The sequence below is a fragment of the Streptococcus mitis genome, from assembly GCF_905187535.1.
GTDB lineage: Bacteria > Bacillota > Bacilli > Lactobacillales > Streptococcaceae > Streptococcus > Streptococcus mitis_BS.
In genome coordinates this window covers 16603-32349 of sequence record NZ_CAJJIE010000002.1, presented here as the reverse complement: position 1 = coordinate 32349, position 15747 = coordinate 16603, and the positions used below count along the sequence as shown (strand labels likewise).

The following is a 15747-nucleotide window of genomic DNA, read 5'->3' as shown; positions in this document are numbered from 1 at the left end:
AAGGAGAAATGTATGGGATGGTGGCGCGAAACCATTGATATCGTAAAAGAAAATGATCCAGCGGCCCGCACCACTTTGGAGGTTTTGCTGACTTATCCAGGTGTCAAGGCCTTGGCGGCCCACCGTCTCTCGCATTTTCTCTGGAAGCATGGCTTCAAACTCCTGGCTCGTATGCACAGTCAGTTTTGGCGCTTTTGGACTCAGATTGAGATTCATCCAGGTGCCCAGATTGATTCAGGTGTCTTTATCGACCACGGTTCTGGTCTGGTGATTGGGGAGACAGCGATTGTTGAAAAGGGTGTTCTCCTTTATCACGGGGTGACTCTTGGTGGAACTGGTAAGGATGTTGGCAAACGCCATCCGACGGTTCGTAAAGGAGCTCTCATATCAGCCCATGCCCAAGTTATCGGACCAGTAGAAATCGGTGAAAATGCCAAGGTCGGTGCAGCAGCAGTTGTCGTGGCAGATGTACCTAGTGATGTGACGGTTGTCGGTATTCCGGCTAAGATTGTCCGTGTACATGGTAAAAAGGATGAGCCGATCATTCACGAAGTCGAAGAAAAACGAGAGTACTACGTCAATAAACTTGAGCAGGCTAAAGAAGCCAGTCACAGATCATCTGGGTTGTAGAGGATACCTATATGATTCAAGTAAGAAACAAGTTAAGCCAAGAGGAGCTATCTGAGGCGAAAAAACTAATTAACTGTTGTCAAAACTATGACGGTACCTATCGTGATCCCTATCTCTCTAACATGCTTAATTTTGACCCAAACATGCCCGCCTTTTTCCTTTATTATGAAAAAGGCGAACTTGTTGGTTTATTAACTGTCTATGCAGATGACCAAGATGTAGAAGTGACGATACTGGTTCATCCAGATCATCGCCGTCAGGGAATTGCACGTGCATTGTTTACTAGTTTTGAGAAAGAAACGGCTTCTTTCCCTATTCGTTCAGTTACTTTTCAGACAGAACGTATTTTTCTAGAACGTCATCCTGATTTTGTCAGCAACTGGGGATTGGTCGAGGATGAAGAGACAGAAACCTGGTTAGGTAAGGATAGAAGCCCTTATCCGTTAGAAAAGTTTTCCAATCTTGAAGTTTTGTTAGCAGATAGTTCGTATCAAAATCAAATTAGTCAGTTAAAATTTCAGGCATTTTCAGAGGAACATGAATCGAGAGAAGTTGTGGATAGATATATCGCTGAAGCTCTGAAGGATCCAGAAAGTCGCTTATATATTTTGTTAAAAAACGGTGAGGTCATTGGGACTTGTACAGTTGATTTATCGACTAATACGAATTACTTCTACGGTTTAGCAATATCAGAACTTGAACGTGGGAAAGGCTATGGAAGCTATTTAGCAAAATCCCTTGTCAACCAACTAATTGAGCAAAATGACAAGGAATTTCAGATTGCAGTAGAGGACAGCAATGTAGGTGCCAAGCGCTTGTATGAAAAAATTGGCTTTGTCAAACAGACCCAGGTGGTTTATCTGAATGAGAAAGGAGCAAGGGATTCCGAAGTGTAGAGAGATTCGGACTGAAATTCAATTGAACTCTTAGTGATGAAACTAATTGTTCTTGGATTTTAGCTTTCCTAACTATGATTTATGATTAAAATCTATGACACTATGTCTCGTGATTTGCGAGAATTTGTCCCGATTGAGGACGGCAAGGTCAAGATGTATGTTTGTGGGCCAACCGTGTATAACTATATCCACGTAGGGAATGCCCGTTCGACGGTAGCTTTTGATACGATTCGACGTTACTTTGAGTATCGTGGGTACGAAGTTGCCTATATTTCTAATTTCACGGATGTGGATGATAAGATTATCAACCGTGCCAAGGAAGAAGGCATCACGCCTCAGGAGGTTGCGGACAAGTACATCGCTGCCTTTCGTGAGGATGTGACAGCCTTGGGCGTCAAACCTGCGACCCGCCATCCGCGTGTGGTGGAGTTTATGGCTGACATCATCCGCTTTGTGGAAGATTTGATTGAAAAAGGCTTTGCCTACGAGAGTCAAGGAGATGTCTATTTCCGTGTGGAAAAATCTCACAACTATGCCAAATTGGCTAATAAAACCTTGGAAGATTTGGAGCTGGGTGCTTCAGGTCGTACCGATGAAGAAACAGCTCGTAAGGAAAATCCTGTAGACTTTGCCCTCTGGAAATCTGCCAAATCAGGCGAGATTTCTTGGGACAGTCCTTGGGGACCTGGTCGTCCGGGCTGGCACATCGAGTGTTCAGTCATGTCGACAGAGATTTTGGGCGACACCATTGATATTCACGGTGGTGGAGCTGACCTAGAGTTTCCTCACCATACCAATGAAATTGCCCAGTCAGAAGCCAAAACAGGCAAGACCTTTGCCAACTATTGGATGCACAATGGCTTTGTCAATATCGACAATGTCAAGATGTCCAAATCCTTGGGCAACTTTATCACAGTGCACGATGCCCTCAAAAACCTTGATGGCCAAGTACTTCGTTTCTTCTTTGCGACACAACATTACCGTAAGCCTATCAACTTTACGGAAAAGGCAGTGCGAGACGCTGAGACCAATCTCAAGTATTTGAAAAACACCTATGAGCAACCATTTACTGGAACTGTAAATGCTCAAGAGTTGCAAGCTTTTAAAGATAAGTTTGTAGCAGCAATGGATGAAGATTTTAACGCGGCAAATGGAATCACAGTAGTCTTTGAAATGGCCAAGTGGATCAATTCTGGCAACTATGATGCAAGTGTTAAGGAAGCTCTTGCAGCCATGTTAGAAGTCTTTGGGATTGTCTTTGTTGAGGAAGTTTTGGATGCAGAGATTGAAGACTTGATCCAAAAACGCCAAGAAGCGCGTGCCAATCGTGACTTTGCGACAGCGGACCATATCCGTGACCAATTGGCTGCTCAAGGGATTAAGCTCCTAGACACCAAAGATGGAGTGAGGTGGACACGTGATTGATGTCAATCTCATTAACGGGATTGCGTTAGCTTTTGAGGGGGACGCGGTGTATTCTATGTATATTCGCCGTCACCTCATCCTCAAAGGTATGACCAAGCCCAATAAACTCCACCAAGAAGCGACCAAGTATGTCTCAGCCAAGGCTCAGGCTCGCCTGATTTCCCTTATGTTAGAGGAGCAGGTCTTAACAGAAAAAGAAGAAGAAATCTATAAACGTGGTCGCAATACCAATAGTCACACCAAGGCTAAAAATGCTGATGTGGTAACTTACCGTATGTCCACAGGTTTTGAAGCAGTCATGGGCTATCTCCATATGACTGAAAATCTGGAACGTCTTGAGAGCTTGATTTCGTGGTGCATCCAAAAAGTGGAGGGCTAGGACATGATAGCAAAAGAACTACAAGACTGGTTTCCTGAAGCTCAGATTTCAGACCAACCAGTAGAGAAAGAGGGCTATCTCACTCTCCCTTTAGCTTCTCAGCAGTGGATTTTGCTGGAGGAAGCTGGGCTCAGCGAGCGTGAAAAGCAGTTGGTTGCCCTTTTGACCCAGCAGGAGCAGGCTCGTTCGCTCAATCCTTGGTATTCTTATCTGATTGAGGGTAAGGGACAGGCACCACAAGCTTTTAAAAAGATTCAGCTGGTTTACTGTCATCTTTCCTATTTTCAGCAGGAAAATCTAGCTTCTTGGCTGGATATGATGCGGACCCTTTTTCCTAACTGTCAGACGGTGCTTCAGGTTGGGGCTCAGGATTATGTTTTCGTACTTCAACAAGATAAATACACCTCTGTACGAGCTATTTTAAGTGATACGATTGAAGCGGTTGAGTATGACTTTGGACTTCGTCTGTCAATCATGTTGGGCCAGGTTTGGTCTCAGACAGGCCATCAAGCCCTATCAGACTTGATTAAAGCAGAGCGCGATTTGTTTAAGACTTGGTGGCGTCAGGGTCACCAAGGTGTTCACACCTTTTCACAACTCTATCTTTGGAGTATGGGGGAAAGAATTGTGGACCTGAGAGTCATTAAAGAATGTCTACACCAGATGATTTTGGATCAAGACCAGATTCAGGAAATCATTCTTTCCCTTTGGGAAAATAGTGCTGTCTTAACTAAAACAGCCCAGCAACTCTACTTGCACCGCAATTCTCTCCAATACAAGATTGATAAATGGGAAGAATTGACAGGGCTTCAATTGAAGGAATTGACTGACCTGACCTTGTGTTATCAGTTGATTTTACCAGATGTTTTATAAAGTTTTGTGCAAGTTGCACAGAACTTTTTTGTTTTTTTGGTCACCTTGCCATAGAAATGTAAAGCGTTTTCATCTATAATAAAACTATCAAAAGAAAAAAGGAGTTCACCTCATGGTAGAATTGAATCTTAAAAACATTTACAAAAAATATCCAAACAGCGAACACTACTCAGTTGAAGACTTCAACTTGGACATCAAAGACAAAGAATTTATCGTTTTCGTAGGTCCTTCAGGATGTGGTAAATCAACAACTCTTCGTATGATTGCTGGTCTTGAAGACATCACAGAAGGTACTGCATCTATCGATGGCGTGGTTGTCAACGACGTAGCTCCAAAAGACCGTGACATCGCCATGGTATTCCAAAACTACGCTCTTTACCCACACATGACTGTTTATGACAACATGGCTTTCGGTTTAAAATTGCGTAAATACAGCAAGGAAGACATCGATAAACGTGTGCAAGAAGCAGCTGCAATCCTCGGTTTGAAAGAATTCTTGGATCGTAAACCAGCTGACCTTTCAGGTGGTCAACGTCAACGTGTTGCCATGGGTCGTGCCATCGTCCGTGATGCAAAAGTATTCTTGATGGACGAACCTTTGTCAAACTTGGATGCAAAACTTCGTGTATCTATGCGTGCTGAAATCGCTAAAATCCACCGTCGTATCGGAGCTACAACTATCTACGTAACTCACGACCAAACAGAAGCGATGACACTTGCAGACCGTATCGTTATCATGTCAGCAACTAAAAACCCTGCTGGTACAGGTACTATCGGACGTGTAGAACAAATCGGTACACCTCAAGAAGTTTACAAAAACCCAGTTAACAAATTCGTAGCAGGATTCATCGGAAGCCCAGCTATGAACTTCATCAACGTGAAATTGGTTGGTAGCGAAATTGTTTCTGACGGTTTCCGTTTGAAAGTTCCAGAAGGAGCATTGAAAGTTCTTCGTGACAAAGGCTACGAAGGTAAAGAATTGATCTTCGGTATCCGTCCAGAAGACGTGAATGCAGAACCTGCTTTCCTTGAAACATTCCCAGAATCAGTTGTCAAAGCTACTATCTCTGTATCAGAATTGCTTGGTTCAGAATCTCACCTTTACTGCCAAGTTGGTAAAGATGAATTTGTTGCCAAAGTTGATGCTCGTGACTACTTGCAAACAGGTGCAACAGTTGAACTTGGATTTGACTTGAACAAAGCACACTTCTTCGACGTAGAAACTGAAAAAACAGTCTACTAAGCAAATGAAATGTCAAAACACTGCTAGAAATCTGGCAGTGTTTTTTTGAGATTGCGTAGAAAAAACTCCTGGGAAATTCCAGGAGAGTATGAGTAATTATTTGAACTTGAATCCTTCGTAAATAAGCTCTGTTTTTGGACTTTCTTTCTTAATCTGTTTGGCAAGTGACTTCATCATAGAAAGAGGACCACACATATAGACGCTTGCATGATCGGGCACTTTTTCTTGATCAAAATTAAGATAGCCGTCTTTCCTACTGTCTACTAGATGGAGTTCAAAATTAGGATTTTTCTGAGCATAGTCACGGAGCAAATCTAGGTAGACTGCATTTTCCTCTCCATGGAAGCTATAGTAGAAGTGAACCTGTTTATCTAAAATAGGATGTTCACGGATGTAAGAGATGAAGGGGGTGATTCCAATACCTCCAGCAATCCAAACCTGATTTTCTCGTCCTTCTTTTATGATCATGTGTCCGTAAGCTCTGTCTACGCTTACTTTGCTGCCGACTTGAAGATTGTCATAGATATTCTTGGTATGGTCGCCTGAATTTTTAACAGTAAAGTAAAGAGTTTGACCATGACCTCCTGAGATAGAAAAGGGATGCGGAGCGCTTTCAAAGCCTTCTTGGAAAATCTTTAGAAAGGCAAATTGTCCTGATTGATAGTTGAAAGGTCTGCTAAGATGGATTTGAATTTCTCTAGTATCATGATTTAAGTGTTTGAGATTGGTGATTTTCCCTAGATAGGGGAAGCCAATCTTTTGATAAAGGAAGATGATATAAAAACCAGCCAGTAAGCCTAAAAGGGCATAGCTACCAACAAGAAAACTTAGAAGATTAAATGTGAGAAGACGATTGCCCATCATCATGTAGACGTGAAAGAGTCCAAAAATATAAGCTAGATAAACCAGGCGGTGAATCCATCGCCAAGCTTCGTATTGGATGTATTTGCCTAAATAGGCGACAAGGATGATACTGACAAAGATATAGATGGCAAGATTTCCAAACTGAGCAGCTAATCGAGAGCCCCACAAACCGCCCATACTAAAGTTATGAAAGATGAGTAGAATGATGGATAGAAAGGCTGTGAATTTGTGGACGTTGTAGACCTTCTCCAAACCGTGAAACCAGCTTTCTAGTAGTGGGAGACGAGTGGTGAGGATAAAAGTTAGAGATAGGCTTGTTAAAGCTAGTCCTGGGATCATGAATTGGGGAGAAGTGTTCATCCAAGTCAAAATAGTCAAGGCAAAACTAGCTATGATAAAGAGTAGTCCTTTGATTGATTTCATAGAAAATTCCATTTCATTAAGATTTTGATTTGTTGTAAATAAATTTGTTACATTTTATCATAGAAAAAGTATGGTGTCAAATTGAGGTCTATAAATGTTTACTATCATCAAAAAACTCTCCAATTGAACTGGAGAGTGGTTGTTTATACTCAATGAAAATCAAAGAGCAAACTAGGAAGCTAGCCGCAGGCTGTACTTGAGTACGGTAAGGCGACGCTGACGTGGTTTGAATTTGATTTTCGAAGAGTATTATTCTGCTGCTTGTTGCCAACGTTTTGCTAGCATATGAGACAGGCTAGAGATTGCTAGGTTAAAGCTGAAGTAGATGAGGGCAATCAGGATATAAAGACTGAAGACTTGCTCTGGTTCGAAATAACGGCCCATGAGAATTTGGCTGGCTCCAAAGAGCTCTTGTAGGGCGATAACAGAGTAGAGCAGGCTGGTATCCTTAATCACGGTTACAAACTGAGAAATGATGGCTGGAAGCATTTTACGGATAGCTTGTGGAAGAATGATGTGGTAGAGGATTTGCGCAGAGGTAAATCCTTGTGACATTCCTGCTTCGTATTGTCCCTTGTCTACAGCATTGAGGCCACCACGGATAATCTCAGCTAGGGCTGCTGAGGTAAAGAGGGTAAAGGCAGTGATTCCGGCTGGTGTGGATTTCATCTTGAACACCAAAAAGATGGTGAAAATCCAGAGGAGGTTGGGAACGTTACGCACAAACTCGATGTAAATGCTGGAGATGATGCGCAAGATAGGATTTTTGCCATTTCTCATGACAGCTAGCACCGTACCGATAAGGGTAGAGAGGACGATGGCAATCAGAGAAATGTAGAGGGTCAAGCCAAATCCTTTAAAGATAAAGACTAGGTTATCTGGGGTCAAAACTTCTAAAATGGATTCCATAGTAACCTCCTAAAGTGAATAGGCTTTTTTGTTGGCCTGCTCCATCTTGCGACCAAACTGGGCAACAGGGAAGCAAAGAGAGAAGTAGAGCAGGGCAGCGCCTAAAAATGCTGGAATGTAGTTTCCGTTAAGTGCTGACCAAGACTTGGTCACAAACATCAAGTCCACTCCAGAGATGATGGCAACTGTAGAGGTGTTCTTGATGAGGTTGACGATTTGGTTGGTCAAAGGAGGGAGAATGATACGAAAGGCCTGAGGCAAGATAATCAAGCGCATGGCACTGATATAGGTAAAACCTTGCGACAGGGCGGCCTCCATCTGACCGCTAGGAATAGACTGAATGCCTGAGCGAATAACCTCAGCGATATAGGCGCCGTGATAGAGTCCCACGCAGAGAACAGCTGTCCAATAAATCGGAATCATGATGATATGGTCACTGATAAGAGGTAGGCCATAAAAAACGATAACAAACTGCACCAAAAGGGGAGTATTTTGGTAAAATTCGACAAAGATACGAGCTAAAATGCGCAAAATTGGACGTTTGCTGGTTGACATGGCTCCAAAGAAGATGCCTAAAACCATGGCGAGGATAAAGGATCCAATTGCTAGGGCAAGGGTGAAGAGGAAACCATTGAAAAATTGTCCAAAATCCTGAAAATAGGCTGTCCAAGATGATAAATCTGTCATGGGGTATCCTCCTTAATCTGCAGTATGGCTAGATGGTTTGAGCTTGTAACGGTCATAAAGTTTCTGCAAACTACCATCCTTGCTCCATTTAGTAACCAAGTTATCAAGATAATTGTTTAGCTCGGTATTTGATTTCTTGGTAACGATACCGTAGTCAGATGGCTTGAAACTATCATCTAGTAGTACTGTGCGCTTACTGATGTAGCCAGATAGGATAGAGCGGTCAACGGAAAAGGCATCAATTCGATGAGCGTGAAGGGACGTAATCAATTCTGGGTAGGAACCAAGTTCGACGAATTTAAAGGTTAAACCTTTCTTTTTACCCAGTTCAGTAATCAGGCGTTGGGTGATGGAACCTTGGGCAACACCGATAGTTTTGCCGTTTAGGTCTTCAATGCTTTTGATTTTGGCAGACTTATTGACCAAAAAGCCAGAAGCGTCGGTGTAGTAAGGGCTGGTGAAGTTGTAGAGTTTTTTGCGTTCATCTGTGATGGTAAAGGTCGCGATATCCATATCGACCTGTTCATTGTCTAGAAGGGGTCCGCGAGTTTGTGCTGTAACCGGCACATAACGAACCTTGACTTTGAGTTCATCAGCTACCATCTTGGCCAAGTCGGTTTCGATACCAGAATAGGTCCCTGTCTTGGGATCCTTGTAGCCGAAGTTGGGAACGTCTTGTTTCACACCGACAACCAGCTCGCCTCTCTTTTGAATGTCTGTGACACTGGTATCAGCCTGAACTGGTTTTGCAGCAGCAAGGCCGAAAAGGCTAATCAATAATGCGGATAGAAAGAATTTCTTTTTCATAGGCGCCTCCTTATTTGACTTTGTCACTTTCGTGGTTGATGATTTTGCTGAGGAATTGTTGGGCACGAGGTTCGCTTGGATTGTCGAAAAAGTCATCAACATCTGTCGTATCCACCAAAACCTCTCCGTCAGCCATAAAGATGATGCGGTCAGCAACTTCACGGGCAAAGCCCATTTCATGGGTCACGACAATCATATTCATACCATCGTGGGCTAATTTTTGCATAACTGCCAGAACATCGCCGATGGTTTCAGGGTCAAGAGCAGATGTTGGCTCATCAAAGAGGAGGAGCTCCGGATGCATAGCGAGACCACGAGCAATGGCGATTCTCTGTTTTTGTCCACCAGATAGCATGGCTGGATAGGAATCTTTCTTGTCCCACATATTTACAAATTCCAGATATTTTTGGGCTGTTTTTTCAGCTTCTTTTTTATCAATTCCTAAAACTTTTATGGGAGCCAATGTTACGTTTTCTAACACTGTTTTGTGCGGATAGAGGTTGAAATGTTGGAAAACCATGCCGACTTCCTTACGAAGAGGTACTAAATCTTTCTGGCTGGCACCAGCAACTTGGTGACCATTTACTAGAAGACTTCCCTTGTCGATAGCCTCTAAACCATTGATGGTACGGATCAGAGTGGACTTCCCAGAACCAGAAGGTCCAAGGAGTACAACAACTTGCCCTTTTTCAAAACGGAGATTGATGTCGCGGAGTGCATGGTAATCTCCGTAATATTTTTCGACGTGTTCAAATTCTACTAAAGCCATAAGGAATCTCCTTTGTGTTAGATTTTATAACATGATTCTACACCAAAAGATTTTTCTTGTCAAATCATATCAGAAAAAAGTTAGTAAAATTTTTGTAGAAAGCAATCAGGATAGAGAAAAAGCCTAAATCATGTTATAATGAAGCAATAGAATTCTTAGAAAGAGTGGATGTCTTTTTGATAACACCTACTTATGAATGGCAGTTTGCCCCGCAGGTAGAAGATGCGGATTTTACAAAAATAGCCAAGAAGGCTGGACTGGGTCCTGAGGTGGCTCGGTTATTATTTGAAAGAGGGATTCAGGACCAAGAAAGTCTGAAGAAGTTTTTAGAACCTTCCTTGGAGGACTTGCACGACCCTTATCTGCTCCATGATATGGACAAGGCAGTGGAACGGATTCGTCAGGCCATTGAAGAAGGGGAAAATATCCTCGTTTACGGTGATTATGACGCGGATGGTATGACTTCGGCTTCGATTGTTAAGGAAAGTTTGGAACAGCTTGGTGCTGAGTGCCGGGTTTATCTGCCCAATCGTTTTACCGACGGTTATGGACCTAATGCCAGTGTTTACAAATATTTTATCGAGCAAGAAGGAATTTCCTTGATTGTGACAGTGGATAATGGAGTTGCTGGTCATGAGGCTATTGAATTGGCCCAGTCTATGGGAGTAGATGTCATTGTGACTGACCACCATTCTATGCCTGAAACCTTACCAGATGCCTATGCCATCGTTCACCCTGAACATCCTGATGCGGACTATCCTTTCAAATATTTGGCTGGTTGCGGAGTGGCCTTCAAGCTGGCTTGTGCCCTTTTAGAAGAAGTGCAAGTGGAACTACTGGATTTGGTTGCAATCGGAACCATTGCAGATATGGTTAGTTTGACGGATGAGAACCGTATCTTGGTTCAGTATGGTCTGGAAATGCTGGGGCATACTCAGCGCATTGGTTTACAAGAAATGCTGGATATGGCTGGGATTGCCGCCAACGAAGTAACAGAAGAAACGGTTGGTTTCCAGATTGCCCCTCGTTTGAATGCCTTGGGGCGTTTGGATGATCCCAATCCTGCCATTGATTTGCTGACTGGGTTTGATGACGAGGAAGCCCACGAGATTGCCCTTATGATTCATCAGAAAAACGAAGAGCGCAAGGAAATCGTCCAGTATATCTATGAAGAAGCTAAGACCATGGTGGACCCTGAGAAGAAGGTCCAAGTCTTGGCTAAGGAAGGCTGGAATCCTGGGGTTCTGGGTATCGTCGCTGGTCGTTTGTTGGAAGAACTAGGGCAGACAGTCATCGTTCTCAATATAGAGGACGGTCGTGCCAAGGGTAGTGCTCGTAGTGTGGAAGCGGTCGATATTTTTGAAGCCCTAGATCCCCATCGCGACCTCTTTATCGCATTTGGCGGTCATGCTGGTGCAGCAGGAATGACGCTGGAAGTTGAGAAACTCTCAGATTTATCTCAGGTTTTGGAAGATTATGTCCGTGAAAAAGGCGCAGATGCTGCTGGCAAGAACAAGTTAAATTTAGATGAAGAACTGGATTTGGAGACACTTAGCTTGGAAACGGTCAAAAGTTTTGAACGTTTGGCACCTTTCGGCATGGACAACCAGAAACCTGTCTTTTATATAAAGGATTTTCAGGTCGAAAGTGCCCGTACTATGGGGGCAGGCAATGCCCATCTCAAGTTGAAAATTTCCAAAGGTGAGGCGAGTTTTGAAGTGGTGGCCTTCGGACAAGGTAGATGGGCGACAGAGTTTTCTCAAACCAAGAATCTAGAGCTGGCAGTCAAATTGTCTGTCAACCAATGGAATGGGCAAACTGCCCTCCAGTTGATGATGGTGGATGCGCGGGTGGAAGGTGTTCAACTCTTTAACATTCGTGGGAAAAATGCAGTCTTGCCAGAGGGAGTTCCAGTCTTGGATTTTGCTGGAGAACTGCCAAATCTGGCGGCTAGTGAAGCTATTGTCGTAAAAAACATTCCTGAGGACATTACTCAGTTGAAGACCATTTTTCAGGAACAGAATTTCTCTGCTGTCTATTTCAAAAATGATATTGACAAGGCCTACTATCTGACAGGTTATGGGACTAGAGAGCAGTTTGCCAAATTGTACAAGACCATCTACCAGTTCCCAGAGTTTGATATTCGCTATAAACTGAAGGATTTGGCAGCTTATCTCAATATCCAACAAATCTTGCTGGTCAAGATGATTCAAGTATTTGAAGAGCTAGGCTTTGTGACAATCAAAGATGGGGTCATGAAGGTGAATAAAGAGGCTGAAAAGCGTGATATAGCTGAGAGTCAGATTTACCAAAATCTTAAACAAACCGTCAAAGACCAAGAAATGATGGCGCTGGGCACTGTGCAAGAAATTTATGACTTTTTAATGGAAAAAGAGTAGGTCGTAGGAAAGAGTTGGGCAACCAGCTCTTTTTTGAAAACAAATCTTCATTTTGAAAATCATTAAAAAAATGGTATAATGGTAGGAAAAGATTCGGCTAAAAGTAGTGCTTTTAGAATAAGAGGGTAAGTACCCCTATAATCAAGATAAACTAAGCTTTCGGAGGAAAAATGAGTAATATCAGTTTAACAACACTTGGTGGTGTACGTGAAAATGGGAAAAATATGTATATCGCTGAAATCGATGGGTCTATTTTCGTTTTGGATGCAGGTCTGAAATACCCTGAAAACGAACAACTAGGGGTGGACGTAGTTATTCCCAATATGGACTACCTTTTTGAAAATAGCGACCGTATCGCTGGAGTCTTCTTGACCCATGGACATGCAGATGCTATTGGTGCTCTGCCTTATCTCTTGGCTGAAGCCAAGGTACCTGTATTTGGCTCTGAGTTGACCATTGAGTTGGCAAAACTCTTTGTCAAAGGGAATGACACTGTTAAGAAATTCAATGATTTCCATGTTATCGATGAAGATACGGAGATAGATTTTGGAGGAACTGTAGTGTCCTTCTTCCGTACAACTCACTCTATTCCAGAAAGTCTGGGTGTTGTCTTGAAGACAGCTGAAGGGAGCATCGTTTATACAGGTGACTTCAAATTTGACCAGACAGCTAGTGAATCTTATGCCACAGACTTCGCTCGTTTGGCAGAAATCGGTCGTGATGGAGTTCTGGCTCTTCTTAGCGATTCAGCCAATGCAGATAGCAATATCCAAGTGGCTAGTGAAAGTGAAGTTGGGGATGAAATCACTCAAACCATTTCTGATTGGGATGGACGTATTATCGTTGCAGCAGTAGCTAGCAACCTCTCTCGTATCCAGCAGGTGTTTGACGCTGCGGATGCAACAGGCCGTCGTGTGGTCTTGACAGGATTCGATATTGAAAATATCGTCCGTACTGCGATTCGCCTTAAGAAATTGTCTCTAGCTAACGAGAGTCTTTTGATTAAGCCGAAAGATATGTCTCGTTTTGAAGACCATGAGTTGATTATCCTTGAGACAGGCCGTATGGGTGAGCCTATCAACGGTCTTCGCAAGATGTCGATTGGTCGCCACCGTTATGTGGAAATCAAGGACGGTGACCTAGTCTATATCGTAACCACTCCGTCTATCGCTAAAGAAGCAGTTATGGCACGTGTGGAAAATATGATTTACCAAGCTGGCGGGGTTGTTAAACTGATCACTCAAAGCTTGCGTGTGTCAGGTCACGGAAATGCGCGTGACTTGCAATTGATGATTAATCTCTTGCAACCCAAGTATCTCTTCCCGATTCAAGGGGAATACCGCGAGTTGGATGCCCATGCTAAGGCTGCTATGGCAGTTGGGATGTTGCCGGAACGCATTTTCATCCCTAAAAAGGGAACAAGCATGGCTTATGAAAATGGAGACTTTGTCCCAGCTGGAGGGGTTTCAGCAGGGGATGTCTTGATTGACGGAAATGCCATTGGTGATGTTGGTAATGTGGTCCTTCGTGACCGTAAGGTCTTGTCTGAGGACGGTATTTTCATCGTCGCAATCACCGTTAACCGTCGTGAGAAGAAAATTGTGGCCAAGGCTCGTGTTCATACGCGTGGATTTGTTTATCTCAAGAAGAGTCGTGATATTCTCCGTGAAAGTTCAGAATTGATTAACCAAACGGTAGAAGACTATCTTCAAGGAGATGACTTTGACTGGGCAGATCTTAAAGGGAAGGTTCGGGATAATTTGACTAAGTATCTCTTTGACCAGACTAAGCGTCGTCCAGCCATTCTACCAGTAGTCATGGAAGCGAAATAATCGTTGAAATAAACAGAGAGAAAGTCGAGTTTCGGCTTTTTCTTATAGAAAAATAGAGGAAAAATTATGGCAGTAATGAAAATCGAGTATTACTCACAAGTTTTGGATATGGAGTGGGGAGTGAATGTCCTCTATCCTGATGCCAATCGAGTGGAAGAACCAGAGTGTAAAGATATTCCCGTCTTGTACCTCTTGCACGGGATGTCTGGCAACCATAATAGCTGGCTCAAGCGTACCAATGTAGAACGCTTGCTTCGAGGAACTAATCTCATCGTTGTTATGCCCAATACCAGCAACGGTTGGTATACCGATACCCAGTATGGTTTTGACTATTACACAGCTCTAGCAGAGGAATTACCAGATGTTCTGAAACGCTTCTTCCCTAACATGACCAGCAAGCGTGAAAAGACCTTTATCGCTGGTCTCTCTATGGGAGGCTACGGCTGTTTCAAATTGGCTCTTGCTACAAATCGTTTTTCTCATGCAGCTAGTTTCTCAGGTGCCCTTAGCTTTCAAGATTTTTCTCCTGAAAGTCAAAATCTGGGAACGCCAGCATACTGGAGAGGTGTATTTGGAGAGATTAAAGACTGGACAGCTAGTCCCTATTCTCTTGAAAGTCTAGCTAAAAAATCGGACAAAAAGACCAAGCTTTGGGCTTGGTGTGGCGAGCAGGATTTCTTGTACGAAGCCAATAATCTAGCAGTAAAGAACCTCAAAAAACTAGGCTTTGATGTGACCTATAGCCATAGCGCTGGAACTCACGAATGGTATTACTGGGAAAAACAATTGGAACGGTTCTTGGCAACCCTACCAATTGACTTCAAATTAGAAGAGAGATTGTCATAATTTAGCTTTCTTTCAGCTTATTTTAGTAAAATAGTCTTTATTTGCTAGAAAGGTGGAGAGACATGCGCTGGATTTTTCGTTTGATAGGAGCTTTCTTTTCTTTTGTGTGGCGTTTGTTTTGGCGCCTGGTTTGGATAGTTGTGTTCCTATGTGCCCTTGCTTTCGGACTTCTCTGGTATCTGAACGGGGATTTTCAAGGAGCGCTAAAGCAAGCAGAACGGTCAGTCAAGATTGGTCGACAAAGTATTGATCAATGGGAAAAAACTGGGCAACTGCCTAAGTTGAACCAGACAGATAGCCACCAACACTCTGAAGGAAGGTGGCCGCAAGCTTCTGCTCGTATTTACCTGGATCCTCAGATGGATTCACGTTTTCAAGAGGCTTATGTAGAAGCGATTCAGAACTGGAATCAAACAGGTGCTTTTAACTTTGAAGTTGTGACTGAGTCTAGCAAGGCAGATATTATGGCTACGGAGATGAATGACGGAGGCACTCCTGTGGCAGGAGAGGCGGAAAGTCAGACCAACCTCTTAACAGGACAATTTTTGTCTGTAACGGTTCGGTTGAATCATTATTATCTGTCCAATCCTGACTATGGCTATTCCTTTGAGCGCATTGTCCATACGGCAGAACATGAGTTGGGTCATGCTATTGGCTTGGACCATACAGATGAGAAGTCTGTCATGCAACCAGCAGGTTCCTTTTATGGTATTCAGGAAGAGGATATCGCAAACCTCCGAAAAATATATGAGACCAATGAGTAGG

15 protein-coding genes are annotated in these 15747 nt (G+C 43.2%); 10 read left to right on the top strand and 5 right to left on the bottom strand.

The features are described 5' to 3' along the window. The first annotated feature begins 12 nt into the window (after window positions 1-12). The 6 genes from cysE to JQ841_RS00655 all read left to right on the top strand — a co-directional run bounded on the left by cysE (window position 13) and on the right by JQ841_RS00655 (window position 5446). Entirely contained in the window at window positions 13-630 is a 618-nt protein-coding gene (gene cysE, locus JQ841_RS00680) for a serine O-acetyltransferase (RefSeq protein WP_000539977.1), read from the top strand. Between the two features lie 11 nt (window positions 631-641). Then, window positions 642-1526 carry a GNAT family N-acetyltransferase gene (locus JQ841_RS00675; RefSeq protein WP_203179819.1) on the top strand — a complete coding sequence of 295 codons (885 nt, stop codon included), beginning with the start codon at window positions 642-644 and terminating at the stop codon, window positions 1524-1526. 81 nt (window positions 1527-1607) lie between these two features. Further along, the gene (gene cysS / locus JQ841_RS00670) at window positions 1608-2951 is read left to right on the top strand and encodes a cysteine--tRNA ligase (protein WP_000591110.1); all 1344 of its coding nucleotides are present in this window, start codon (window positions 1608-1610) and stop codon (window positions 2949-2951) included. Continuing rightward, the gene (locus tag JQ841_RS00665; RefSeq protein ID WP_000567927.1) at window positions 2944-3330 is read left to right on the top strand and encodes a Mini-ribonuclease 3; all 387 of its coding nucleotides are present in this window, start codon (window positions 2944-2946) and stop codon (window positions 3328-3330) included. The genes cysS and JQ841_RS00665 overlap by 8 nt, the downstream gene beginning before the upstream one ends. Window positions 3331-3333: 3 nt before the next feature. After that, complete coding sequence (locus tag JQ841_RS00660) at window positions 3334-4203, top strand: helix-turn-helix domain-containing protein (RefSeq protein ID WP_203179818.1); 870 nt, start codon at window positions 3334-3336, stop codon at window positions 4201-4203. Window positions 4204-4315: 112 nt separating this feature from the next. Next, a complete protein-coding gene (locus JQ841_RS00655) occupies window positions 4316-5446 on the top strand; it encodes an ABC transporter ATP-binding protein (RefSeq protein WP_000229944.1) in 1131 nt (376 codons plus the stop codon). A gap of 96 nt (window positions 5447-5542) precedes the next feature. On the opposite strand, the gene JQ841_RS00650 is transcribed toward JQ841_RS00655, so the two are convergent. The 5 genes from JQ841_RS00650 to JQ841_RS00630 all read right to left on the bottom strand — a co-directional run bounded on the left by JQ841_RS00650 (window position 5543) and on the right by JQ841_RS00630 (window position 9905). Continuing rightward, complete coding sequence (locus JQ841_RS00650) at window positions 5543-6733, bottom strand: ferredoxin reductase family protein (RefSeq protein WP_203179817.1); 1191 nt, start codon at window positions 6731-6733, stop codon at window positions 5543-5545. 249 nt (window positions 6734-6982) lie between these two features. Next, a complete protein-coding gene (locus JQ841_RS00645) occupies window positions 6983-7642 on the bottom strand; it encodes an amino acid ABC transporter permease (RefSeq protein ID WP_000443883.1) in 660 nt (219 codons plus the stop codon). Window positions 7643-7651: 9 nt separating this feature from the next. Beyond that, complete coding sequence (locus JQ841_RS00640; protein ID WP_000131137.1) at window positions 7652-8329, bottom strand: amino acid ABC transporter permease; 678 nt, start codon at window positions 8327-8329, stop codon at window positions 7652-7654. A 12-nt stretch (window positions 8330-8341) separates the two neighbouring features. Beyond that, the gene (locus JQ841_RS00635; protein ID WP_080702822.1) at window positions 8342-9136 is read right to left on the bottom strand and encodes a transporter substrate-binding domain-containing protein; all 795 of its coding nucleotides are present in this window, start codon (window positions 9134-9136) and stop codon (window positions 8342-8344) included. 10 nt (window positions 9137-9146) lie between these two features. Further along, window positions 9147-9905 carry an amino acid ABC transporter ATP-binding protein gene (locus JQ841_RS00630; protein ID WP_084928862.1) on the bottom strand — a complete coding sequence of 253 codons (759 nt, stop codon included), beginning with the start codon at window positions 9903-9905 and terminating at the stop codon, window positions 9147-9149. Between the two features lie 176 nt (window positions 9906-10081). On the opposite strand from JQ841_RS00630, the gene recJ reads away from it, so the two are divergent. The 4 genes from recJ (at window position 10082) to JQ841_RS00610 (ending at window position 15746) form a co-directional block, all read left to right on the top strand. Then, entirely contained in the window at window positions 10082-12304 is a 2223-nt protein-coding gene (recJ, locus tag JQ841_RS00625) for a single-stranded-DNA-specific exonuclease RecJ (RefSeq protein WP_203179816.1), read from the top strand. Between the two features lie 170 nt (window positions 12305-12474). Then, window positions 12475-14136, top strand: coding sequence for a ribonuclease J (locus JQ841_RS00620; RefSeq protein WP_203179815.1), 1662 nt, complete (start codon window positions 12475-12477; stop codon window positions 14134-14136). A gap of 66 nt (window positions 14137-14202) precedes the next feature. Next, the gene (locus JQ841_RS00615) at window positions 14203-14982 is read left to right on the top strand and encodes an alpha/beta hydrolase (protein WP_203179814.1); all 780 of its coding nucleotides are present in this window, start codon (window positions 14203-14205) and stop codon (window positions 14980-14982) included. A gap of 62 nt (window positions 14983-15044) precedes the next feature. Next, window positions 15045-15746, top strand: coding sequence for a M57 family metalloprotease (locus JQ841_RS00610; RefSeq protein ID WP_203179813.1), 702 nt, complete (start codon window positions 15045-15047; stop codon window positions 15744-15746). Window position 15747 lies beyond the last annotated feature (1 nt).